The organism is Sulfurospirillum arcachonense DSM 9755 (assembly GCF_000597725.1).
GTDB lineage: Bacteria > Campylobacterota > Campylobacteria > Campylobacterales > Sulfurospirillaceae > Sulfurospirillum_A > Sulfurospirillum_A arcachonense.
Genome location: NZ_JFBL01000006.1, coordinates 79,856 through 105,618 on the forward strand (window position 1 = coordinate 79,856; position 25,763 = coordinate 105,618).

Consider the following 25,763-nt stretch of genomic DNA (forward strand, 5'->3'; position numbering starts at 1 on the left):
TACATTAACTAGCCTAATAAAAAGGTGTATTTAATGAAAAAAATAAATTTACTCATCAAAATAGTTTTCTTTCTATTTATAACTTTTAATATATCATATACTAAAGAGGTACAAATTACAACTCTTGATACACAAACTATAATCCTAGAAAAAACAGAAAAAATTATGAGTGAAGCCTATAAACAACTTGAATTAACTATGAAAATAAAAAAATTTCCAGCAAGAAGATCTTTAAAAATTGCAAATAGTGGTCAAGTTGATGGAGAATTATATAGAGTAAAAGATATTGACAAGTCTTATCCAAATCTTATCATTGTTCCTGTAAGTATCATATCATTGGAGTTTGTGGCTTTTAGTAAAAATGAAAAAATTGATATCAAAGGCTGGGAAAGCCTTTTACCTTATCATGTTGTATATATGCGTGGTGTTAAAGCTATTGAAGACCGTATGCCTGATAATATATTTTCTGATGCAGTAAAAACAACAAAACAAGCATTTTTAATGCTTAATTTAGGACGTAGTGATATATTAATAGCTCCTCGACAAAGAGCTTTAGTAACGCTTAAAGAATTAGGTCTCAAAGACATTAAACTTCTTGAGCCCCCACTTATGACTCTTCCATTATTTCATTATCTTCACAAAAAAAATAGACACTTAGTAGAACCCCTTACGCAAATATTGCTAAAGATGAAAGATAATGGGACAATAGAATCAATTATTAAACAAATAGATCAAAAATGGTTTGGAAAAAGCAAACTCTAAATATTTTATAGATTTATAGGACAAATAAGAGTAAAATAGTCTCTAATTATAAATTTAATAAAATAGGAACATTATGAGTAAATATACGGATGAAGAAATAATAGAAAAGTTTAAAACATTTGATTTAGATAAATATAGTATGATTGTAGGAACTACAAACCAGCAAAATGATCCCCTTACAAATTACTCTCCTTTTGTAAAACTTGAAGAAGATTATTATATATGTGTTAGCTCTAACATGCCTCATTTTCATAATATAATGGAGACAAAAAAAGCTCACGTCATGATAATAGAAGATGAAAGCAAAGCCTCTCATATCTATGCTAGACAAAGATTATATTTTAGTGCAAGTTGTGAACTCCAAAATGATGAAGAGAAAATTTTTAAACTTTATGATAAAAGATATGGCGATGCACTTTCGTTTTTAAGAACCATGAAAGATTTTAAAATTATCAAACTAATACCAGGTGAAAAAAGTCTTGTTTTAGGTTTTGGAGCTGCTTACAAAATAGATAGCAAAGGAAACCTTGGACATAAGAAAATAAACCACAAATAAATATTTAAAAACAAATTTGTTACAATAATAGAAATTTCAATATAAGGGAATCATTATAGAATTTAAAATTTTAGTAGATAATAACACTATTATTGATCGTTATTACATAGGTGAGCCTGCTGTTTCATATCTAATTTGTGATGAAGATACTAAGGTTTTATTTGATGTTGGATATTCAGATGTATTTATAAAAAATGCATTAAAAATGAATGAATCACTTATGGATATTAATTACATTGTTATATCACACGGACACAATGATCATACTGGAGGGTTCATTCCTCTTACGAAATTTTATACTGAAGCAAAAACAGAAAATATAAATTATATTCGTCCAACTATTATTGCCCATCCTGATGCTTTTTCCTATAAAGAGTATAATGGTGATGAAATTGGATCTACTTTAGATTCTAAAAAAATCAATCGGTATTTTAATACTAAATTAACTGATACTCCATTATGGTTAACAAAAAATTTAGTCTTTTTAGGTGAGATAGAAAGAATCAATGATTTTGAAAATATTGACCCTGTTGGTCAATGTGAAAAATCAGAGAAAATGATAGATGATTATCTTAAAGATGACTCTGCTCTCGTATATAAGTCTTCAAAAGGTTTAGTTATAATCACTGGATGTTCTCATGCGGGAATTTGTAATATTATAGAGTATGCAAAAAAAGTTTGTAAGGATGATAGGATCTTAGATGTCATTGGTGGTTTTCATCTTATCAATCCAAGTGAGCTCCAATCTAAAGGTACTCTTCATTATTTTACTCAAAACCCTATAAAAAACATTCATCCATGTCATTGTACAAGTTTAGAATATAAAATCAAATTATCAAAATTTTCAAATATCATAGATATAGGTGTTGGTTTATCACTTAGTTATTAATATAAAATCATCTAGTATAAAGTTGTACAGTTTTAAATTAAAGGTACTAGCTATGGATAAATTTTTAAAAGTCCTGCTAAATATCCACTTGAAAATGACCATTGGAGATTGTAACCTCCACAAGGTCCATCAAGGTCAACTACTTCACCACAAAAATAGAGTCCTTTTACCAACTTACTTTGCATAGTTTTGGGGTTTATCTCTTTAAGATTTACTCCACCTCTTGTTATCATTGCCATTTTAAAACCATCATGTCCGATTACAGTTAAAGGTGTTTTCACCATCATTTTAATCAGCGCATCGCGTTTAATTCCATCTATCTCTTTGTATTTACATGTGGGCTCTATTTTACACTCATTTAAAAAAGAAGTAACAATCGATTCAGGGAGTAAAATAGCCATAATTTCTAAGATATTTTTATCATTATTATTTTTTACATGTAAACGAATATCTTCTTCATTTTTACCATTTATGAGATTTACATATAAAGGTACTTCACCATACTTTTTTAAAAGTGGTGTAAGTTCTCTAGCAAAATCTAAAACCACTGGTCCTCTAATACCATTTTTGGTAAATATCAAATCTCCACTAGCTTTTAGTTTTTTATGTTTTGGTATATTAACTGTTATTTGAGCTTTAGGGATTGTATCGGCCCTACAATTTGCTACCCAACTCTCCTTTACATGTAAAGGCATCATAGCAGGACTTAACTCTTTTATACTATGCCCTACTGAGCTTGCAAACTTATAGCCATCCCCTGTAGCCCCAAGTGTTGGATAACCTAATCCTCCTGTTGCAATGATGATGTTAGGTGCAATATATCTATTTTCTTTGGTACTTATACTTTTTATACTCTCTTTAGTGCAATCAATCTCTTCTACATTTTCTGAACATCTTACATCTACACCTAAACTATGCATTTTTTCTTCAAGTGCTGTTATGATTGTAGTGGATTGATGAGAGATTGGAAAAACTCTATATCCATCAGGAGCATGAGTTTTTACTCCAATATCTTCAAAAAATTGCATTAGATTTTTATAATCAAAAAGATGTAAAGCATCTCTCATAAAACGTCCATCTCTGCCAAAACGTTCCACAAAATCTTCATTGGACAAGGTATTAGTAAGGTTACAACGCCCTCCACCAGTCGCTTTGAGCTTTGAACCTACTTTTGAGAGTTTTTCTAAAAGAAGAACTTTGTTACCATTCATTGAAGCAGTTATAGCACTCATCATACCAGCAGCGCCTGAGCCTATAACTATAACATCATAATTCATTAAAACCTTTACATGTAAAGATATCTAGCATACACTGAAAGATAAACACTCATAATCTCTTTTAACTTATCTGCTAATAATGCTTTTTCTTCTTTATTAAAAATCATTTCAATAAGTTCTGCATGGATTTTATTTGAAAACTCTATATATACTTCAGGTTCTTTTACATCATTTTTTGTGTACATGTAAAAGATCTCTAATGCTCTTGTAAGTCCTGCTATATAAGCAATAAGCGTTTTATAAATACTTGTCTCTACTTTATCGAAGTGCTCTTTTTTCTTTTTGAAGTTTGAGCTAACAATAGTATCTAAAAGCTGTTTTTTTGCCTCTATTATTTCATTATTCGTATTTGATTCAAGAAGTTTATCTAACTTAGTGAGTGCATCTTCAAAACTTTCAGGAAATATAATTCCACCTTTAATCGCTAGAACTTTGAGTGTTTTAATTTCATATTTTGAACTACTATAAATCAAGTGATCTTGAAAAAAACTTAAGATTGATTTATAAAAATCTGAATTCTCATGTTCATTGGATTTTGCTAAATATTCTATTAGGTAATTAATCTCTTTATTCATATAGCTATTGTACAAAAAAAGTGATATAATTTCGCTTTTTAAGGAGTGTTCATGTCATTTTTTCTTGCAGTTTTTATAAAATTCTTTTTTATAATGACCCCATTTTTTGTACTATCAATGTTTTTATCAATGACAAAAGATCTAGATGATAAAGAAACAAAAAATATAGCAATCAAAGTTACAGTAGCTATTATAGTTTCATGTATGATTATTTTACACTTTGGTAAATACATATTTGATTTATTTGGTATCACTTTAGATGCTTTTAGAATAGGTGCTGGAGCACTTCTGTTCTTAACAGCAGTTGATTTAATAAAAAAAGATGTTAATGAAAAAATTAGTTGTCCTGTTGATATATCAAAAAATGCAGTAGTTCCTCTTGCTATTCCAATAACAGTAGGACCAGGAACTATAGGAACACTCATGGTCATGGGTGCAGACATGAAAAGCTTTTCTTCACTGGCTATAGGTTCTTTTGCACTTATATGCTCAATTTTATGTGTAGGGATTTTACTCTACATGTCTGGACATATGAAAAAACTTGTTGGAGGGACTGGACTTATTGTCCTTATGAAGATAACAGGGCTAATCGTAGCAGCTCTTTCAGCACAAATAATGTTTACAGGAATTAAAAACTTTTTAGGATTATAGAGAGGAGTTACCCTCTCTATAGATTTTTAAGCTAACGCTTCTTTGGCATATTTTGCACCAAGTTCATATGCAAGTTTATTTGCACTATGTACCTTTGGTGGCACTTTTGAAAGCATCACTTCTTCTACTAAATCAGCAGCAAGAACTTTCGTCATCTCTACTGTAATTGATAAAGCAACAACAGATTGAGTAATTACATTTCCTACTTCTTCTTTAGCAATAGTAATAATAGGAATTTCAATAATTCTCCATTTTTTTCTATCTTCATCACTAGCAGTAACAAGATTTGGTTCAACTACTATAATTGCACCTGGTTTTACACCATCTTTAAACTGGTCAAAACTAATTTGAGCCGTTGCAATCATAAATTCTATTTCACCTTCATTTGCATAAGGATATAAAATTTCATTCTCATCAAGTAAAATATCAACTTTCGTTGCTCCACCTCTTACTTGGGATGTATATGTTGAAGCTTTAACTCCATAACCACCTTCTTTTATCTTTGCAGCTGCTAGAATTTCACCTGCTAAGATAACACCCTGACCGCCAACTCCAACAAATCTTAATTGATTTCTCACCGGCCACTCCTTACATTTTTACTGTTGTATTATTTTGTGCAGCTTCGATAACTTTATCGTAACTTTCACAATACTCAGGGTTCTCATACTGTTTCAAAATTCCTGTTGGTAAAAGTGCATGTTTTTCTTCATCAGGAAGAGCATCATACTTTTTCAATGGCATTGTTATATCTTCAATCCATTTTAGATTTTGAACAGCTTCACCCATTTTATTTTTTCTACCAAGGTTAATATGACAATTTGAGAGTGTTTCCATAAAAGAGTAACCTTTATGTTTAAACCCTGCCACAAATACTTTTTCCATTTTTTGTGGATCAAGTACACTTTCACGAGAAACAAATGTAGCACCAGCACCAAATGCAAGTTTAGCTGCATTAAATGTCGGATCAATATTTCCAAACTGAGCTGTAACAGTCCACATACCTTGAGGTGTTGTAGGACTTGTTTGAGAATTAGTCAAACCATAAATAAAGTTATTAATTAAAATATGATTTAAATCAATATTTCTTCTACAACCGTGAATTGTGTGATTTCCACCAATAGCAAGACCATCACCATCACCAGTTACAACAATGACATGTTTATCAGGATTTGCTAGTTTAATACCAGTAGCATATGCAACTGCACGTCCATGCGTAGTATGAACAGTATTACAATTAATGTATGAACTAAAACGTCCACTACAACCAATACCAGAAACAACACAAACATCTTTCATATCCCATCCCATTTTATCAATAGCACGGATAACTGCTTTTAGTATAACACCATCTCCACATCCCCAACACCATAGTGTTGGCATCTTATCAACTCTAAGATATTTATCGTAATCAAAAGCCATTTTATAACATCTCCTTAACTTTTGCTACCATTTCTAGTGGTGCGATTGGTCTACCGTTCGCTTTATGAAGTGTAGCAAAATCATCTCTCTTCATAACTCTTTGAATCTCTTCAAGGTATTGACCCATATTTAATTCTGTAACAAAAATTTTATCGAATTTTTTACCTATTTCTTTCAGTTTAGCTTCTGGGCTTGGCCACAATGTAATAGGTCTAAATAATCCTGCTTTAATACCTTCACTTCTTAGTTTTGAAACAGCTTCTTTAGCTCCACGAGATATACTACCATAAGCTATAAGGCAAACTTCAGCATCATCTAACATAAACTCTTCATAATCAACCATATCTTCTTTATTGTTATTGATTTTACCCATCAATCTTTCTATATTAAATTGACACAGATCTTCATCTTCTGTAGGATGACCTTTTGGTCCATGATGTAAACCAGTAACATGATAATTATATCCTTCAAAGAAAGGATTTAATACTGCTGGTTCATCCATAGCAACACCATAAGGTTCATAATCTTTTGCATCACCCTCAAATTTTTTACGATTAACAATAATTTTTTGAATTTCTTCTAAATCAGGTAAAATTGCCTTACCGTGCATATGACCTAAAGTTTCATCTAAAAGTAAAAATACTGGTGTCATATATTTTTCAGCAAGATTAAATGCTCTAATAGTTTCAGTATAAGCCTCTTCTAACGACCCCGGACATAAAGTAATAGATGCAAAATCTCCATGTGTTGGATACTTTGCTTGTCCAATATCAGCTTGAGATACACGAGTAGGAAGACCAGTTGATGGACCACCACGCATAACATTTACTATAACCAATGGAACTTCAGCAATAAAACTCAGTCCAATTTGCTCTGATTTAAGTGATATCCCAGGACCACTTGTTGCAGTCATAGCTTTTTTACCACTCATAGATGCACCTAAAGCGACACAGATACCTGCTATTTCATCTTCCATCTGAATAAATTTTCCACCAACTTTTGGTAGACTTACACTTAAATCATGTGCTATTTCAGATGATGGAGTAATAGGATATCCACCAAAAAATTCACAGCCACAATCTATAGCTGCTTTTGCTGCAAGTGCATTACCACTTGAAATTACTTCTCTTGACATTCATAGCTCCCTATGCACTTAATTTTCTAAATTTATTATTTTTAACTGCTTCAGCACGTTCTTTTGCCTGATCAGTAAGCTTTGAAAATTTATACTCTTTTCTGTCTGCTACGTATATAGCAAAATCTGGACAGTGTAATTCACAGTCTCTACATCCAATACATGCGTCTGGTTCAACTACTTCAATCATTGATCCAAGTGTTGAACTTGGAGCTGCTACCATAGCTAATACGCCAGCAGGACACATACTCACACAAACATCACAAGCTTTACATCTGCTTATATTCACCCAAACAGGAGTATCTTGCGGGGCTTTAACTAAACTCATATGGTTCTCCTTTATCTAATTTAATTACAATATAATATTTATTTCTTTAAAACTTCTGATACTTTTTTACCAATATCAGCTGGTGATTTTACTACTGAAACACCTGCTGCTTCTAGTGCAGCCATTTTTTCCGCTGCTGTTCCAGCACTTCCACTAATAATAGCACCTGCATGTCCCATTCTTTTACCAGCTGGAGCTGTTTGACCAGCAATAAAAGCAACAACAGGTTTCGTAATATTTTCTTTAATATATGCTGCAGCTTGGATTTCCAAATCACCACCAATTTCACCTATCATAACTATAGCTTCCGTTTCAGGATCAGCTTCAAATAGAGGAAGAAGTTGTTTATAACTTAAACCAATAATAGGATCACCACCAATGCCAACAGCTGTTGTTATACCAAATCCCTCATTACAAACTTGATTTGCTCCTTCATAAGTTAATGTTCCTGATTTTGAAATAAGGCCAATATTACCTTTTTTAAACACTGATCCAGGCATAATTCCTATCTTACACTCTTCCGCTGTTATAATACCTGGACAATTTGGTCCAATAGTTAACATATTTTTCTTAATGGCATAAGCTTTTGCTTCTTGCATATCACGGACAGGAGCACCTTCTGTAATAATTACAGCAAGTTCAATTCCAGCATCAGCTGCTTCTAAAACAGCATCACTTACAAATGCAGGTGGAACAAAAATCATACTTACAGTTGCACCTGTACTAAGTACTGCTTCTTTTACTGTATTAAAAACTGGTTGTCCTAAATGAGTTGTACCACCTTTATTTGGTGTAACACCACCAACAATTTTAGTACCATAATCTAAACATTGCTCAGCATGGAAAGTTCCTTCCTTACCAGTAAAACCTTGTACTATTACTTTTGTATCTTTATTTACTAATATACTCATTATAACTCTCCTTTCGCAGCAGCAACTGCTTTTTTAGCGCCGTCACCTAAGTCAGTTGCTGCTATAACATTTGCAATTCCTGCATTTTTTAATATTTGGGCTGCTTCTGGTGCATTTGTTCCATCAAGTCTTACCACAACTGGAACATGTACATCTACAAGTTTTGTAGCTTCTAAAATACCATTGGCAATTCTATCACATCTTACAATACCACCAAAGATATTTACAAAAATAGCTTTTACATTTTTATTCTTTAAGATTATTTCAAAACCTTTTGCTACGGTTTCTGCATTTGCTTTTCCACCAACATCAAGAAAGTTTGCAGGAGTTCCACCCATATAATTAATCGTATCCATAGTGCCCATAGCAAGTCCAGCACCATTTACCATACAACCAATTTCACCGTCAAGTGCAATATAGCTTAATCCATATTCACCAGCTTCTCTCTCATCTGCATCTTCTTCACTCAAATCTCTCATTGCTTCTATATCAGGATGACGGCCTAATGCACTATCATCAAATCCCATTTTTCCATCAAGTGCAACAAAATCGCCTGCACCTGTTTTTACAAGTGGATTTATCTCTATCATTTCTGCATCATTTTCCATATATACTTGATATAAAGCTGAAGCAAATTTAACAAATTTACCAATTTGCTCTTTTGGAAGACCTAAACCAAAAGCAAGTTCACGTCCATGATAACCTTTAAAACCTATAGCAGGATCAACAGCAACTTTTATAATTTTTTCTGGAGTAGCAGCAGCAACATCTTCAATCGCCATACCACCTTCAGTAGAAGCCATGATAACAGGCATCTCTTGAGCACGATCTAGAACAACGCCTAAATATAACTCATCAGCTATATCTGCACCCTCTTCTATATAAACTTTTTGTACTAATTTACCTTCAGGTCCTGTTTGATGAGTAACCAATGTCATACCAAGAATTTCATTGGCTAACTCTTTGACTTCATCTAAACTTTTTGCAAGTTTTACACCACCACCTAATCCACGTCCACCTGCGTGAATTTGAGCTTTTACCACCCAAATCTTTCCACCTAGCTTCTTTGCATTTTCAACTGCTTCTTCAACCGTTGTCGCTACATAACCGCGAGGAACCGGCACACCATACTTAGCAAAAATTTCTTTTGCTTGATACTCATGAACGTTCATAGATTCTCCTACTTTTTTAATTCTAAAATAAATTTAATAAAAACTCTATAGTATTATTTCTATCAAATTGATAAAATTGCCAACTATATATATTTCTTACTTATAATTTAAGTTTCATATAAATCAAAAACTAATATGTGTTACTTTATTACGTAACTTCTCTAAATTTCCTTCATTTTTATTTATTATTTAAAAAAATTATTTTCTCTTAACGTACCTAAAAGCCTATTGACAGACTCAACACTTTTGGCGAATAATTGTTGTTCTGCTAAATTTAGTGGCAATTCCACTATCTTTTCTACTCCATTTGCACCTAAAATTACAGGGACACCATTAACAGTATCTTCATAACCATATTCACCATTTAAAAGTGTAGCGCACGGAAAAATTGCTTGTTTATCTCCTAGAATTGCTTCTATCATTTTTACTGTACCATTAGCAGGTGCATAATAAGCAGAAGTATTCATATAACTTACTATTTCAGCACCACCATGTCGTGTTTTTTCTATAATATCTTCTATTTCTAAATCCGTTAAAAGATCATGCAAAGCAACTCCATTTACAGAAGAATATCTAGGTAGTGGTACCATATCATCACCATGACCTCCCATAACACTTGCCGTTACTTGTCCATAACCAAAACCAAGTTTCCCTGATATTAAAGTTTCCATTCTAGAACTATCTAATATTCCAGCCATACCAACTACTTGATTGCTTGGATAACCTCCAGCTTTTAATGCTGTATAAGTGGTTGCATCTAAAGGATTAGTAACTGTAATAATAATAGCATCTGGAGCATTTTTTTTCACTTCTTCTACTATTTGTACAATTATTTTTGCATTTATTAAAAGTAAGTCATCTCTACTCATACCAGGTTTACGTGGAATCCCAGCAGTGATTACAACTACATCACTCTTTTTAATAGCTTCATAATTACTTGAAGCAGATATTTGTGTATGACTTCCTTCTGGACTAGTAGCTTGAGAAATATCTAAAGCTTTACCTTTAGCTAATCCTTCCACTAAATCTATCATCACTATTTCCCGACAACTTTTTCTCATTGCTAACCAATAACAAACAGTAGCCCCAACATTTCCAGCTCCAATTATTGAAACTTTTTTTGCTTGTAACAAAAAGGCCTCCTTATTATAGGGAGAAAATCTCCCTATTTTATTTTATATGTTATCGATAATACTATTTAAAGTATTACTTGGTCTCATAGCTTTTGCTGTCAGAGCTTCATTTGCTAAATAATACCCTTGAGTTTCAACTTTTTGTCCTTGGGCACCATTTAACTCTTGCAGTATTTTATCTTCGTTTTCTGTCATATCCCTTGCAACAGCTTTAAATTCTTCTTTTAAACTAATATCATCATTTTGTTTAGCTAATTCTTGGGCCCAGTACATAGCTAGATAAAAATGACTTCCTCTATTATCTATCTGTCCAATTTTTCTTGCAGGTGACTTATCATTTAAAAGAAAAGTCTCTGTTGCAGCATCTAAAGTCTTAGCGAGTACAGCTGCTTTAGGATTATTTTGTGTATTTGAAAGATGATCAAAAGATGCAGCAAGTGCCATAAATTCACCTAAGGAATCCCATCTTAAATATCCTTCTTCATGAAATTGTTGAACATGTTTTGGTGCAGATCCACCAGCACCAGTTTCAAATAATCCTCCACCTTTCATAAGTGGTACAATTGAAAGCATTTTAGCACTCGTTCCTACTTCTAAAATAGGAAATAAATCTGTATTATAATCTCTAAGTACATTTCCGGTCACAGAAATAGTATCTTTTCCTTCTCTCATTCTTTGTAAAGAAATTTTTGTAGCTTCAAGTGGAGTCATTATAGAAATATCAAGTCCATTTGTATCATGGTCTTTTAAATACTTATTTACTTTCTTAATAATTTGGGCATCATGTGCTCTTTTATCATCTAACCAAAAAATTGCTGGCGTATTTGAAAGTCTTGATCTATTGACTGCAAGTTTCACCCAATCTTGAATAGGAGCATCTTTAGTTTGACACATTCTAAAAATATCGCCTTTTTCAACATGAAAACTAAACACAATATTTCCATCTTTATCTATTACTTTTATCTCTCCATCTTCTTTAGCTTGAAAAGTTTTATCATGAGAACCATACTCTTCAGCTTTTTTGGCCATAAGTCCAACATTTGGAACTGTCCCCATTGTTTTTGGATCTAATGCTCCATTTGCTTTACAATCATCAATCACTGCTTGGTATGTTGTAGCATAACAACGATCAGGAATCATAGCAAGAGTATCTTCTTCTTTATTTTGTGCATTCCACATCTTACCACCACCTTTAATCATAGCAGGCAATGATGCATCAATGATGACATCTGAAGGTACATGAAGATTTGTAATGCCCTTATCTGAATTAACCATAGCAAGCTTAGGTTGTGATGCATAAATATCAGCAATATCTTTTTGTATTTCTGCTTTTTTAGAAGAATCTATATTTTCTATTTTAGAATATAAATCACCTAATCCATTATTAAAATTAACTCCTAATTCATCAAAAAGTTTTGCATGTTTAGCAATTAAATCTTTAAAATATACTTTTACTGCAAATCCAAACATAATTGGATCAGAGATTTTCATCATAGTTGCTTTTAAATGCAGAGATAAAAGAACATCTCTTTTTTTAGCTTCATCAATTGATTCTTGATAAAAATTTTGAAGAGCTTTTGCACTCATGCAAGTTGCATCTATAATTTCACCAGCTTCTAAAGGAGTAGAAGCTTTTAAAATACTTTCTTTCCCATTTTTATCAAAAAAAGAAATTTTTACATCATTTGTACTTTGCATGGTTGTAGAGACTTCAGAACCGTAAAAATCATTTGCCTGCATAGAAGCTATGTCTGTTTTTGAGTTTTTATCCCATGCCCCCATCTTATGAGGATTGTTTTTTGCATAATTTTTAACAGCTTTTGGAGCCCTTCTATCTGAATTCCCTTCTCTTAAAACAGGATTTACTGCTGAGCCTAAGATTTTTGAATATCTTGCAGTTATCTCATCACTTTGATCATAATTAGGAATATTATATCCTTTACTTTGTAGTTCTGAAATTGCTGCTTTTAGTTGAGGAATTGAAGCTGAAACATTGGGTAGTTTTATAATATTTACACTTGGATCTTGTGTAAGTTTACCAAGCTCTGCTAAATCATCAGAGATTTTTTGTGCATCAGTTAAATTATCTGGAAAATTAGCAATAATTCTACCAGCCAATGATATATCTTTAGTTATCATTTCGATACCACTACTTTTTGTAAATGCTTTGATTATAGGTAAAAATGAATATGTTGCAAGAGCTGGTGCTTCATCTACCTTCGTATATATTATCTTTGATACTGACGCTGCCATTCAATCTCCTTAAAATTTATATTTTTTTTGATACTATCAAGTTTTTAATTAAATAATTTCAAATGTGCAAAATTATACTTATTTGTTAAGAATATTTACCTTAATCTTTTTATATTTTTTATATGTTCTTTATATGTCCTCGAAAAGGTATGTCCTCCATGAGGGGATTTAACAAAGTATAAATACTCTGTTTTTTTAGGAAAAATTGCTGCAAATATTGCTTCATTAGATACACTACTTACAGGATAAGGTGGTAAACCTACATACTTATAAGTATTATACTTACTATTATCCTCTTTTATTCTTTTAGGAGTAACTCTTATATGAGAATATTTGCCATAATTTAAAGTACCATCCATTTGAAGTTTCATACGCTTTTTAAGTCTATTATATATAACTGAAGAAATTGTAGGCATTTCATCTGCATTGGCTGCTTCTTTTTGAATAATAGAAGCAATATTAAGATATCTGTACCAACTATTTTTATTAAATTCACCAAAAATCTTCATTGAAATTTTTTTATGTTCTTTCCAAGCATAATTTATAAGATATAGTATAAGATGTCTTTCTCCAATTCCCATAGGAATATTATATGTTTCAGGTATTATTAAACCATCTCGTATTGGTGTTGTTTTAAGATAATATTTCATTAATTTATTATATGAAAGAGAGTATTTTTTTGATATTTTATATAAAAATACATCTATTGTTTCCCCAGGAACTAAAATAATAGAATTCATAGCAGCTTTAGAATGTGATAGTTTATATAAAAAATCTCCTCTAGTTAAATGCGTTTCTCCTATATCTATCCAACCAGATTGAGGAAGACCTATAAAATAAAGTAAATATTTATCTATAACAGGAGATAAAGAGAAGTTTTTTTGTTCTAAATATGTTATAATTTGGGAAATTGAACCTTGTGGAACATAAGTTACTTTTGTTGAACTCATAGGCTTTGATAAGTGAAAAATAAGTGAATACATGATAATCAACGCAACATCACATGCTATGAAAAACATTTGGAAATTTTTTTTAGTCATATTTCTTTTTATTACTCTTTTATTTGTTGTTTTAAAAAATGGCATTAGAATAGATAGTCTAGAACTACCAAAGATTAAAATTTCTCAATTGTACATAAAATTAGATAAAAAACTTATTGTATATGCACACACGCTAAATATAGAAAAAGAGAGTAAAAAAACTACTTCACTTGCAGAAGTACAAGACATATTCAATAAACTGCCTTTCTTCTACGCTTTTTTTGACACTATCTCTATACAAAACCTAATTTTGGATAACAAAACTATACACTTTTTATTTAAAAATGAGATTTTTTATATTGATAGTGATTTTCTCACGCTTGACACTAAGATTAGGACATGGGGTGAAAGTATAGAATTCCAAATCAATCAAATGGAATTAAAAGATTATAAAATCAAGTTAAAAGGTAACTTGCAAGCAAATTTAGGAAAAAATTTATTTAATTTTAGAGGAACTTTTCATACTTTTAATATCAATGGTGGAGCTGAGTTTAAAGTAGAAAAAAATAAATTATATTATAGACTTAACACTAAAAAATTAAATTCACTCAAACCTTTTATGGATTTTTTCTCTGCTAAAATTGATTTAGACCCAATTATAAGCGGTTGGATATATAAAAGAATTGTCGCAAATGAATATCAAATTCATACGTTAGAAGGCTTATTTGATTTAAAAACATATGAATTTTATCCTAAACTTATGAAAGGCTCAGCAAGTGCAAAAAATGTAACTGTAAAATTTCATAAAAATGCTCCACAAGTTTTGGTCAAAGATTTAGATGTTATACTCAAAGATAATAAATTAATATTTAATATAAAACAAGCAAATTATGAAGGTAAAGATGTAAGTGACTCTGAAGTTTATATCTACAATCTCATGACTAAAGGTCCGGGAATTATATTAGATATAAAAACTCATGCTTTACTTGATGAATCTATCCATAAAACTCTTAAAGTTTTTCATATACATGTACCCATAGTACAAACATCTGGTAAAACAAAAGCAAATGTTCTTTTAGATATTGAATTTGACCCCTTAGATGTTGCAAGCTACACAGGTCTTTTTGAAGTTGAAGATGCTAATTTGTCAGTATCTGGTCTTCCTATGTTCTCAAAAAAAGCAACGGTAAAACTAGACAATGATATAGTACATATATATAATTCAAACTTGCAATATAAAAAAATATTTGATATTAATACCAGTGGGACATTTGATATAAAAAAAGGTATTTATGAAAGTACTAATATCTTAGAATCTGTACATGTAACCTTTGGAAATGCCGACCTTTTACATGTAAAGGATATAAATAGTTCTGCCACTTTAAATATCAACGATAATAATACGACAATCAATATAAATAAACTCAACGCAATTTTAACTTTTACAGAGAAAAACAACATTATAGAAATTAAAAAATTATCTAATATATATGATGATTCAAAATTAATGCAACAATTAAAATTAAAAGATGGTCAAATCAAAATAAATACTGAAAATTTTAAGCAATATTCGGTTAATGCTGCCATTAAAGATATTGATTTACCATTAAGAAAAAATAACCAACCAATAAAATCACTCAATGTAAATGTTATGGTTGATGACAATGCATTTGAAGTCGTAAGTGTAGATAACAATATAAAAGCTCACTATAAAAATGGGCTAGATATAAAGATAAATAATATAGATATAGAATTTGATTCATCAAAACTTGATGAGAAAATTGCTATTGAAGATATCAAAGTAGAAGGAATACACTCCAATTTAATTGACAAAAATTCTACTCTTAAAATCCCGAGTGATTACTTTTCATATGAACTTCATGGAAATAATATGTTAATGCATACAAATTTAGACACTCAGCATATATATATAAAACAAACAAAGAAAACTTTTCAACTCTTAACTCAAAACTTACAAAACACCTATATAAATAATATAATAGGCAAAGAGTTATTTAAAAATGGCTCATTTATAGTTTATCTTGACGGTCATGATAGTAAAAATTATAAAGGTTATTTTTCAGCAGAAAAAACTACTCTTAAAGGTATGGCATTTTATAACAATTTGATGGCATTTATAAATACTATTCCTTCATTAATGACACTTAAAAACCCTGGTTTTAATGATGATGGATATGAAATAAACCAAGCCTATATAGATTTTTCTAGAAATGGTAATATATTAAAAATTGAGAAACTTACTATCGATGGAAAAAGTGCTGATATAATAGGTCAAGGAAGTATTAATTTAGAAACAAAAAAAATAGATATGACCTTACAAATTGCTATGTTAAAAAGTCTCAGTAATGCAGTTAATCAAATCCCTTTAGTAAATTTTATCTTCTTAGGAAAAGATGGAAAAATATATACGAAAGTGAAAGTAGAAGGAACACTAGATAAACCTGATATATCAACTCAAGTTATCACAGATACCGTTCTATCTCCAATTAATATTATAAAAAGAACTATACAAGCTCCATTTAAATTATTTGAATAGAACAAGATCCAAAGAACTCGAAGATATCCTTTAATTAATTCTAAAGCCTTTCGAATTCTTTTTTGATTTAAAATATTAGTTAGTTTATCTAATACTCTTTATTTTTTTAATACAACTTGAACTTGCTGTTTTTTATTTATCAAGTTCATAGCAATAAGAACAATTCCAATCCCAATAAATACATTTAACTCTATATCCTTATTTAAAATAAAATACGCTATTACAGCTGAAGCAACAGGCAAAAGATAAAATAAAGAAGATACTTTTGATACTTCCCCATGTCTAATCATGTAGTATAACAAAGACATTACTCCTATACTAGCAACCACAGACATATAAGATAAAGCAACTATAAATTCACTATTAAAAGAAACCCTCACATCTTCAAAATATAATAAAGGCAATACAACAATTGCAGAAGCAAAAATCTGAATAACTCCTCCTGTAATCAAATTCATGTTTGAGCAATATTTCTTTTGATATAAATTTCCAAAACTCATACTAAACAACCCCAACATTGCAAATAAAAAGCCTATTAACTCATTGTTATTGATTTCACCATTAAGTCCTAATACAAGCCCTACTCCAACTAAGCCAAGTATTAAACCAAACCATGCTTTCAAACTTACAGATTCATCTAAAAACTTCATAGCAAAAAATGAAATAATAATAGGTTGCAAAGAAACAATCAACGAACAAAGTGCAGGTGATAAGCCATACTCTATTGCATTAAAACAACCTATAGAAAAAAGTCCTACAGATAAAATTCCAGCAACACTTATATGAAATATCTCATTTAAACTTTTTGGAAACTTTACTCTAAATATTAATGCAACTAATAGTAAAACTACAAACGCAAGTACATATCTCAACTCTAAAAAAGCCATACTGCTAGAATAAGCTAACCCCATTTTTATAAATACAAAACCAGCACCAGAAAGCACAATAAAAACAAATGGCACAGCATAAGATTTTAATTTTAACATCATTTATTCTCCTTGACTAATCAGTCAAGTAAAAGTATAACAAACCATTGACCAAATAGTCAATAGTTTTAAATAATATTTATTTAATGAGTATTTTGAAGATTTATATTTTTTTGATACTAAAAACTAATAAAATCCAAGCTACTATAAAAGATACTCCACCTATAGGTGTAATAGCTCCAAGTATTTTTATACCACTTAATGTTATAGCATATAAACTTCCTGAAAATATAACTATACCTGCTATCATAAAATAACCAGCTCTTTTTACCAATGTACTTTCTTGAAAACTAGCTATAAATGAGACAGCAAAAAGTCCAAGGGCATGATAAAACTGATACTCAACTCCGGTATGATAAATAACCAACATTTCTTTACTCACAATAGCTTTTAAACCATGAGCACCAAATGCTCCTAAACTAACAGCCAAAGCCATAAATACTGCCCCATATATTGCAAATTGTTTACTTGTATTATTCATATTATTCCTACTTAATTTGTTTTTTGACCATCTCTTGGATGAGAGAGTTTCTCTTGTAGAGAAACACTAATATTGTTTTTAAAAAGTTCTCCATAAAAAGTCTTTCTATTTAACTCTTCATAAGCACCACTTAGTCCTAATTCTAGTTCAACACAATTTTTTAAAATTTTTAATATATATGTTGCATCATTTGGATTTACATGTGTTGGAGCTTCACTTCCAAAAGTGAAGTGTCTATGAATACGTTCAATAAGTTTTTTATTTCGTACTTCTATAAAAACTGATTCTAAAGGAGCTTTAAAAAACATAACTCCATTTTTTATATTAATAGACGTATACGCAGTATCAAGACCATAAATTTTTCTTGAAAATGAATCAAAAAAATAGAGTCTTTTGTTATAATTTTCATGAAAATTATCATATATAAGATCTAATATTTGAATTTTTTGTACTTTGGTATAAAAATTTCCAATAGGAGAAAAACAAAAATTCAATAATGATTTTATACTATACCATTCAGTTGTTTCAAAAGAGTATGATAACATCTTAGATATTCTTTGTTTTTTAAAACCTTCTATTTCTAAACTACTTTTTGTTCTGTATACTCTAGGAACTGTTGTGTCTCTGTACATTGGTCCAGGAAATTGAGGATGAATGACAAATCTTTCTTTATCTTCATGTTCTAATATATATTTTAAACCACCTAAATATCCTTCATCAATAATTTTAATTTCTTCTTTTGGAATTTGAGTCAATAATGCCATAAAGTCATCATTTTGACAATCATCTTCCCATATAGAATCTGGATACCTAAAAAATGTTGAAATTTTTTTCAAAACTTCTTCACTTGGGTTTTTTATTACCGTTTTATCTATCCAAGAAGTCACTGTTCTTCTATCTTTTCCAATAATACTAGCAAACTTAGAAATACTAAGTTCTGAACGTTTATAGATTTCTATAATTTTTTCGATACTACTTTTATACATATTAAACTCTCACAAAAAGGTTATCATTATTGTACAGTTATTGTACAAAAAATACAAATTATGACATTTTTTATACTCTTGTACATAAATTGTTTTTAAAAACTAACTTTAGTACAACCACATTTTTTGTCCATAAAGTATAATTAAGTAATTAACTAAAGGAGAATTCAATGGGAGCAATCTATGATAAAGTTTATGCCGAATCTATAAAAGATCCTGAAAAATTTTGGGCAGAAGCTGCTACAAAAGTTCACTGGTATCATCAATGGGATAAAGTTTTAGATGTCGTTGATGGTCATTATAGATGGTTTGTCGGTGGATGTATGAATACTTGTTACAACGCACTAGATTTACATGTAGACCATGGTCGAGGAAGTCAAGCTGCACTCATATATGATTCCCCTGTAACAGATACTAAAAAAACTTACTCATATGTAGAATTACGTGATCGTGTTGCAAAAACAGCTGGAATGCTCGTAAATAAGGGTGTTGTAAAAGGTGACCGTGTTGTTATTTATATGCCTATGATTCCTGAAGCTGTAATTGCAATGCTTGCATGTGCTAGGATTGGTGCAGTTCACTCTGTCGTTTTTGGAGGTTTTGCAGCACATGAACTTGCTACTAGGATAGAAGATGCTAAACCAAGAGTTATTATGAGTGCAAGTTGTGGTATTGAAGTAAACCGTGTTATACACTATAAGCCTCTTTTAGATGAAGCTATTAAAAAATCATCTCATAAACCAACTACTTGTTTTATTTACCAACGAGCACAAAAAAGAGCTGATATGCTTCCTTGGAGAGATGTTGATTGGGCTTTAGAAGAAGAAAAAACAAATGGTGTTGATTGTGTTCCTGTAGATGCAATTGACCCTCTTTATATACTTTATACTTCTGGAACTACAGGGAAACCAAAAGGTGTTATTAGAAGTAATGGTGGACATTCTGTAGCTATGAAATGGTCTATGGATAATGTTTACAATGCAAAACCAGGCAGTGTATTTTGGGCAGCTAGTGATGTTGGTTGGGTTGTTGGACACTCTTATATAGTATACGCTCCACTCATGAATGGTTGTACTACTGTTGTATATGAAGGAAAACCTGTTCGCACACCAAATCCTGGTGCTTTTTGGAGAGTTTGTGAAGAATATAAAGTAAATATACTTTTTTCAGCTCCAACTGCATTTAGAGCAATTAGAAAAGAAGATCCTGATGGGAAATGGGCTAAAAAATATGATTTGAGTAATCTAAAAAATATTTTTATGGCAGGTGAACGTTGTGATTCTCCTACTTTAGAATGGACACAAAAAGTAACAGGTAAAGATGTAATTGATCACTGGTGGCAAACAGAAACTGGTTGGGCAATTGCTTCAAATCCAATGGGTCTTGATCCTATGAAAGTAAAACCTGGAAGTCCTACTAAACCGATGCCAGGATTTAATCTTCAAGTTCTTGATGAAAATGGTAAACAGTGTAAAGCTGATAAACTTGGAAACTTAGTTATCAAACTCCCTCTTCCCCCTAGTTGTTTGATGGGAATTTGGGAGGATGATGCAAGATATAAACGCTCTTATTTAAACTTTTACGATGGATACTACTTAACTGGAGATTCTGGATATATTGATAAAGATGGTTATGTTTGGGTGATGGGACGTATGGATGGTGTTATAAATGTTGCAGGTCATAGACTATCAACTGGAGAGATGGAAGAAGTAGTAGCAAAACATCCTGATGTTGCTGAGTGTGCAGTAATTGGTGTTGATGATGAACTTAAAGGTGAAGTTCCAATGGGGTTTGTTGTTTTAAAAGAAGGTATAGAAAGAGATCCACGCTCTCTTGCTGAGGGAGTTATTCAACTTGTTCGAGATGAAATTGGGCCAGTGGCAAGTTTTAGAATTGCTACAGTGGTTCAAAGACTCCCTAAAACAAGAAGTGGAAAAATCTTACGTGGAACTATGAGAAGTATGGCAGATGGAAAAGAATGGAATATGCCTTCAACAATAGAAGATGCTACTGTTCTTCCAGAAATACAAGAGTCAATTAAAGCTCTTGGTTACCCAAAAACAAAATAATAAAGGATAATATATGAGCGCAGGAAAAAAATTTAGAGAAGCATTACAAAAGCAAAGTCCTTTACAAATATTGGGTGTTATTAATGCATATAGTGCTATTCAAGCTAAACGTGCTGGAGCAAAAGCACTTTACCTATCAGGTGCAGGTGTTGCAAATGCAAGTTATGGATTACCAGACCTTGGTATGACAATGTTAGAAGATGTTTGTATTGATATAAGAAGAATTACTGGACGTTGTGACTTGCCTCTTTTAGTTGATGCAGATACTGGTTGGGGAGGAGCTTTTAATATCGCTCGTACTGTTAGAGAAATGACGAAAGCTGGAGCAGCAGGATGTCATATAGAAGACCAAGTAGCTCAAAAAAGATGTGGGCATAGACCTAATAAAGAATTAGTCAGTATTGAAGAAATGTGTGATCGAATAAAGGCAGCAGTAGATGCCAAAACTGATCTTGATTTTGTAATTATGGCTAGAACTGATGCTCACGCAAGTGAAGGACAAGCAGCTGCACTTAAACGTGCCCAGGCTTATGTTGACGCAGGAGCTGATATGATATTTGCTGAAGCTATTCATACACTAAAAGAATACGAAGACTTCACAAATGTCATCAAAGTACCTGTATTAGCAAATATTACCGAATTTGGCGCAACTCCCATGTTTACAGTAGAAGAGTTAGCAAGTGTAGGAATAAGCATGGTGCTTTATCCTTTATCAGGTTTTCGTGCTATGAACAAAGCTGCGCTAAGTGTTTTTGATGCAATCATAAACAAAGGAACACAAAGTAGTACATTGGACATAATGCAAACAAGAATGGAACTATATGACATGTTAGATTATCATTCGTATGAAGATAAACTAGATGCACTTTTTTCTAAAAACAAATAAAAGGAGTAGATTATGAGTACTGAAAAAACAGGATTTAAACCTAAAAAATCTGTTGCCCTATCAGGTACAGCTGCAGGAAATACAGCTATTTGTACAGTAGGTCTTACTGGAAATGATTTACACTATAGAGGATATGATATATTAGAATTTGCTACAGAAGCAGAATTTGAAGAAATCGCGTATTTAATTGTCCATGAAAAGCTACCAAATAAAACAGAACTTACAGCCTATAAAACAAAACTAAAGTCATATCGTAATCTTCCAGATACAGTTAAAATTGTATTAGAACAATTACCAAAATCTACACATCCTATGGATGTCATGAGAACTGGTTGTTCAGCACTAGGATGTATTGAGCCTGAAGACTTAAAACATCAAAAAGACAAAGCACAAGATATTGTTGATAGACTTATGGCATCATTTGGTTCAATGCTATTATATTGGTACCACTATACTCATAACAACAAAAAAATTGATTTACAAACAGATGATGATACTATTGCCGCTCATTTTTTACATTTACTTCATGGAGAAAAACCTAAAGAATCATGGGTAAGAGCTATGCATATATCTCTTATTCTTTATGCTGAACACGAATTTAATGCTTCTACATTTACCTCACGTGTGATTGCTGGAACTAATTCAGATATGTACTCAGCTATCACTGGTGGAATTGGTGCTTTAAGAGGACCAAAACATGGTGGGGCTAATGAAGAAGCTTTCAAAATTCAACAAAGATACTCTTCACCAGATGAAGCCCAAATTGATATAAAAGAGAGAATGGCAAAAAAAGAGATTATTATTGGTTTTGGTCATCCTGTTTATACGCTAAGTGATCCTAGAAATGTTGTCATTAAAAAAGTGGCAAAACAATTATCGCAAGAAAATAACAATATGCTTATGTACGATGTAGCTTCACGTATAGAATCTATTATGTGGGATACTAAAAAAATGTTTCCTAATCTAGATTGGTTTTCAGCCGTTTCTTACAATCAAATGGGAGTTCCTACAGATATGTTTACTCCATTATTTGTAATTGCTCGTACATCAGGCTGGGGAGCTCATGTCATTGAACAACGTGAAGATGGTAAGATTATTCGCCCTTCTGCACAATATATTGGTCCTAATAACTTAGAATTTATTCCTTTAGATAAAAGAGAATAATATGAAAAAAGATAAATATCTCAAAAAGTTAGAAGGTTTTAATACAAGCTATTATGATGTAAAAATGGCTGTTGAGGAAATTCAAAAAAATTCTTTTGAAAAACTTAACTATACTTCTCGTGTACTAGCTGAAAACTTAATCAGAAAATGTCCAGAGGAAGATTTAAAAAACTCACTTATTCAGCTTATTGAACAAAGAGATGACAGAGATTTTCCTTGGTTTCCTAGTCGAGTTGTTACTCATGATATACTTGGGCTTACTGCTTTAGTTGATCTTGCAGGTCTTAGAGAAGCAATTGCAGCACAAGGTGGTGACCCTGAAAAAGTCAATCCTGTAGTGCCAACACAACTCATAGTAGATCACTCTTTAGCTGTTGAATGTGGAGGATTTGATCCTGATGCATTTTCTAAAAATAGAGCTATAGAAGACAGAAGAAACGCTGATAGATTTCATTTTATTAACTGGACAAAAGAAGCATTTGATAATGTAGATGTTATTCCTCCAGGCAATGGAATTATGCATCAAATAAACTTAGAAAAAATGTCTCCTGTTATCCATAATGTTGATGGTGTAGCATTTCCTGATACACTAGTTGGAACAGATAGTCATACTCCTCATGTTGATTCACTTGGTATTATTGCTATTGGTGTAGGTGGGTTAGAAGCTGAAAATGTAATGCTTGGGAATCCTTCTTATATGAGAGTTCCTGAGATTATTGGTGTCAATATAATTGGAAAAAGAAAAGAAGGTATTACAGCTACTGATATTGCCTTATCTTTAACCAGTTTTTTAAGACAAAACAATGTTATTTCTTCTTTTTTAGAATTTTATGGAGAAGGATTATCCTATTTGACTTTAGGTGATCGTGCTACTATTTCAAATATGACACCTGAATATGGGGCAAGTGCTGCTATGTTTGGAATTGATGAGCAAACATTGGAATACCTAACATTAACAGGAAGAGAATCAAAACAAGTAAATCTTGTTGAAACGTATGCAAAAGCAAATGGTTTGTGGGCTAACTCTTTAGCAAATGCAAGCTATGCAAGAAAGTTAACATTTGATTTATCAACAGTAAGCAGAAGTTTAGCAGGCCCTTCAAAACCACATAAATTAGTTCCAACTTCAACTCTAAAAGATGAAGGCATTACAAAAGAGTATATGATAGATGGAGATAAAATGCCAGATGGTGCTGTTTTAATAGCAGCGATTACCTCGTGTACCAATACCTCAAATCCTAGAAATGTCGTAGCTGCTGGTTTATTGGCAAAAAAAGCCAATGAATTGGGTTTAAAAAGAAAACCATGGGTAAAATCTTCACTCGCACCTGGATCAAAAGTAGTTGAAGCATATCTAAAAGACTCAAACTTACTTCATGAGCTTGAAAAACTTGGATTTGGGATTGTTGGATTTGCATGTACTACATGTAATGGTATGAGTGGTGCACTAGATCCTGCAATACAAACAGAAGCTGTTGATAATGATATCTATACAACTGCCGTATTATCAGGTAATCGAAACTTTGATGGAAGAATACATCCTTATGTAAAAGAGGCATTTTTAGCTTCACCTCCATTAGTAGTGGCTTATGCACTGGCTGGATCTATTAGGTTTGATATTGAAAAAGATATATTAGGCACTGACAACAATGGAAATCCTATTACCTTAAAAGATTTATGGCCAAGTGATAATGAAATTGATGCTGTAGTAGCTCAATCTGTAAAACCTGAAATGTTTGGTGAAATTTATGACCCTATGTTTGCTAAAAATGCTCTAAGTGGTATTAAAATATCTCCATTTTATAATTGGAACCCAAAAAGTACCTATATTCAAAAACCACCTTATTGGGAAGATGAATATATGGGAAAACCTGCCCTTAAAGGGATGAGAGCATTAGGGGTATTTCCTGATAATATAACGACTGATCACCTCTCTCCTTCAAATGCTATTTTGCCAACAAGTGCATCAGGAGAGTATTGTCTGAAAATGAGTCTTCCCGTTGAGGATTTAAACTCGTATGCAACACATCGTGGTGATCATAATACTGCAGTTCGTGCCACACTAGCAAATCCAAAACTTTTTAATGAAATGGTTATCAATGAAAATGGATCTGTAAAACAAGGTTCACTTGCACGTATTGAGCCTGAAGGTAGAGTTACAAGAATGTGGGAAGCGATTGAAGCTTATCAAAAAAGAAAACAGCCTCTTATTATTATTGCTGGTACAAATTATGGGCAAGGAAGTTCACGTGACTGGGCTGCAAAAGGTGTAAGGCTTGCTGGTGTTGAAGTACTTGTAGCTGAAAGTATTGAGAGAATTCACAGAACTAATTTAGTGGGTATGGGTGTTTTACCACTACAATTCAAAGATGGTGAAACTAGGCATACTTATAAAATTGATGGAAGTGAAACTTATGATATACAAGGGCAAATTAGTCCAAGGACTACACTCAATGTTATTATGACTAGAAAAAATAGCGAAATTGTGAATATACCTGTTACATGTAGACTAGATACAACTGCAGAAGTTGAAGTATATAATGCTGGTGGAATTTTACAAAAGTTTGCTAAAGACTTTGTAGCTGGAGCATAA

23 protein-coding genes are annotated in these 25,763 nt (G+C 31.7%); 9 read left to right on the forward strand and 14 right to left on the reverse strand.

What is annotated here, in order from left to right:
• Nucleotides 1-33 precede the first annotated feature (33 nt).
• The 3 genes from K354_RS0106345 (at nt 34) to K354_RS0106355 (ending at nt 2,207) form a co-directional block, all read left to right on the forward strand.
• On the forward strand, nt 34-762 hold the full coding sequence (locus tag K354_RS0106345; RefSeq protein ID WP_024954664.1) for a substrate-binding periplasmic protein: 729 nt from the start codon (nt 34-36) through the stop codon (nt 760-762).
• A 73-nt stretch (nt 763-835) separates the two neighbouring features.
• A complete protein-coding gene (locus tag K354_RS0106350; protein ID WP_024954665.1) occupies nt 836-1,318 on the forward strand; it encodes a pyridoxamine 5'-phosphate oxidase family protein in 483 nt (160 codons plus the stop codon).
• Nucleotides 1,319-1,424: 106 nt separating this feature from the next.
• Nucleotides 1,425-2,207, forward strand: a complete 783-nt coding sequence (locus tag K354_RS0106355) for an MBL fold metallo-hydrolase (protein WP_245600582.1) — start codon at nt 1,425-1,427, stop codon at nt 2,205-2,207.
• Between the two features lie 50 nt (nt 2,208-2,257).
• Here K354_RS0106355 and K354_RS0106360 read toward each other — a convergent pair whose 3' ends face one another.
• Together K354_RS0106360 and K354_RS0106365 are read right to left on the reverse strand one after the other, a co-directional pair.
• Complete coding sequence (locus tag K354_RS0106360) at nt 2,258-3,484, reverse strand: BaiN/RdsA family NAD(P)/FAD-dependent oxidoreductase (RefSeq protein ID WP_024954667.1); 1,227 nt, start codon at nt 3,482-3,484, stop codon at nt 2,258-2,260.
• Nucleotides 3,485-3,492: 8 nt separating this feature from the next.
• On the reverse strand, nt 3,493-4,059 hold the full coding sequence (locus K354_RS0106365; protein WP_024954668.1) for a hypothetical protein: 567 nt from the start codon (nt 4,057-4,059) through the stop codon (nt 3,493-3,495).
• 51 nt (nt 4,060-4,110) lie between these two features.
• Here K354_RS0106365 and K354_RS0106370 point away from each other — a divergent pair, with 51 nt between their 5' ends.
• A complete protein-coding gene (locus K354_RS0106370; RefSeq protein ID WP_024954669.1) occupies nt 4,111-4,710 on the forward strand; it encodes a MarC family protein in 600 nt (199 codons plus the stop codon).
• 26 nt (nt 4,711-4,736) lie between these two features.
• On the opposite strand, the gene K354_RS0106375 is transcribed toward K354_RS0106370, so the two are convergent.
• The 9 genes from K354_RS0106375 to mltG form a co-directional block, all read right to left on the reverse strand.
• Nucleotides 4,737-5,288 carry a 2-oxoacid:acceptor oxidoreductase family protein gene (locus K354_RS0106375; RefSeq protein ID WP_024954670.1) on the reverse strand — a complete coding sequence of 184 codons (552 nt, stop codon included), beginning with the start codon at nt 5,286-5,288 and terminating at the stop codon, nt 4,737-4,739.
• Between the two features lie 10 nt (nt 5,289-5,298).
• The gene (locus tag K354_RS0106380) at nt 5,299-6,129 is read right to left on the reverse strand and encodes a 2-oxoglutarate ferredoxin oxidoreductase subunit beta (RefSeq protein WP_024954671.1); all 831 of its coding nucleotides are present in this window, start codon (nt 6,127-6,129) and stop codon (nt 5,299-5,301) included.
• Nucleotide 6,130: 1 nt separating this feature from the next.
• Nucleotides 6,131-7,264 carry a 2-oxoglutarate synthase subunit alpha gene (locus tag K354_RS0106385; RefSeq protein WP_024954672.1) on the reverse strand — a complete coding sequence of 378 codons (1,134 nt, stop codon included), beginning with the start codon at nt 7,262-7,264 and terminating at the stop codon, nt 6,131-6,133.
• Nucleotides 7,265-7,274: 10 nt separating this feature from the next.
• A complete protein-coding gene (locus K354_RS0106390) occupies nt 7,275-7,592 on the reverse strand; it encodes a 4Fe-4S dicluster domain-containing protein (RefSeq protein WP_024954673.1) in 318 nt (105 codons plus the stop codon).
• Between the two features lie 38 nt (nt 7,593-7,630).
• Complete coding sequence (gene sucD / locus K354_RS0106395; protein ID WP_024954674.1) at nt 7,631-8,503, reverse strand: succinate--CoA ligase subunit alpha; 873 nt, start codon at nt 8,501-8,503, stop codon at nt 7,631-7,633.
• The gene (gene sucC / locus K354_RS0106400) at nt 8,503-9,675 is read right to left on the reverse strand and encodes an ADP-forming succinate--CoA ligase subunit beta (RefSeq protein WP_024954675.1); all 1,173 of its coding nucleotides are present in this window, start codon (nt 9,673-9,675) and stop codon (nt 8,503-8,505) included. Before sucC ends, sucD begins: the two co-directional genes overlap by 1 nt.
• Before the next feature lie 185 nt (nt 9,676-9,860).
• The gene (gene mdh, locus K354_RS0106405; RefSeq protein WP_024954676.1) at nt 9,861-10,808 is read right to left on the reverse strand and encodes a malate dehydrogenase; all 948 of its coding nucleotides are present in this window, start codon (nt 10,806-10,808) and stop codon (nt 9,861-9,863) included.
• 42 nt (nt 10,809-10,850) lie between these two features.
• A complete protein-coding gene (locus K354_RS0106410; protein WP_024954677.1) occupies nt 10,851-13,061 on the reverse strand; it encodes an NADP-dependent isocitrate dehydrogenase in 2,211 nt (736 codons plus the stop codon).
• A gap of 95 nt (nt 13,062-13,156) precedes the next feature.
• Nucleotides 13,157-14,152: an endolytic transglycosylase MltG gene (gene mltG, locus K354_RS0106415; RefSeq protein ID WP_425426670.1), complete on the reverse strand. Its 996-nt coding sequence runs from the start codon at nt 14,150-14,152 to the stop codon at nt 13,157-13,159.
• Here mltG and K354_RS0106420 point away from each other — a divergent pair.
• Entirely contained in the window at nt 14,043-16,598 is a 2,556-nt protein-coding gene (locus K354_RS0106420; protein WP_156928214.1) for a YhdP family protein, read from the forward strand. The two genes, mltG and K354_RS0106420, sit on opposite strands and share 110 nt — an antisense overlap.
• Before the next feature lie 98 nt (nt 16,599-16,696).
• On the opposite strand, the gene K354_RS0106425 is transcribed toward K354_RS0106420, so the two are convergent.
• From K354_RS0106425 to K354_RS0106435, 3 genes are all read right to left on the reverse strand, one after another.
• Nucleotides 16,697-17,587: a DMT family transporter gene (locus tag K354_RS0106425; RefSeq protein WP_024954680.1), complete on the reverse strand. Its 891-nt coding sequence runs from the start codon at nt 17,585-17,587 to the stop codon at nt 16,697-16,699.
• Between the two features lie 100 nt (nt 17,588-17,687).
• Entirely contained in the window at nt 17,688-18,065 is a 378-nt protein-coding gene (locus K354_RS0106430; protein WP_024954681.1) for a DUF423 domain-containing protein, read from the reverse strand.
• Nucleotides 18,066-18,076: 11 nt separating this feature from the next.
• Nucleotides 18,077-19,051, reverse strand: a complete 975-nt coding sequence (locus K354_RS0106435) for a helix-turn-helix domain-containing protein (RefSeq protein ID WP_024954682.1) — start codon at nt 19,049-19,051, stop codon at nt 18,077-18,079.
• 170 nt (nt 19,052-19,221) lie between these two features.
• Here K354_RS0106435 and K354_RS0106440 point away from each other — a divergent pair, with 170 nt between their 5' ends.
• Genes K354_RS0106440 through acnD form a run of 4 tightly spaced genes read left to right on the forward strand, consistent with a single transcriptional unit; the run spans nt 19,222 to nt 25,763 of the window.
• Nucleotides 19,222-21,120 (forward strand): propionyl-CoA synthetase, encoded by a 1,899-nt coding sequence (locus tag K354_RS0106440; RefSeq protein WP_024954683.1) that lies wholly within the window; start codon nt 19,222-19,224, stop codon nt 21,118-21,120.
• 13 nt (nt 21,121-21,133) lie between these two features.
• Nucleotides 21,134-22,006 (forward strand): methylisocitrate lyase, encoded by an 873-nt coding sequence (gene prpB, locus K354_RS0106445; protein WP_024954684.1) that lies wholly within the window; start codon nt 21,134-21,136, stop codon nt 22,004-22,006.
• Between the two features lie 12 nt (nt 22,007-22,018).
• Nucleotides 22,019-23,170 (forward strand): bifunctional 2-methylcitrate synthase/citrate synthase, encoded by a 1,152-nt coding sequence (gene prpC, locus K354_RS0106450; protein WP_024954685.1) that lies wholly within the window; start codon nt 22,019-22,021, stop codon nt 23,168-23,170.
• 1 nt (nt 23,171) lies between these two features.
• On the forward strand, nt 23,172-25,763 hold the full coding sequence (gene acnD, locus K354_RS0106455) for a Fe/S-dependent 2-methylisocitrate dehydratase AcnD (RefSeq protein ID WP_024954686.1): 2,592 nt from the start codon (nt 23,172-23,174) through the stop codon (nt 25,761-25,763).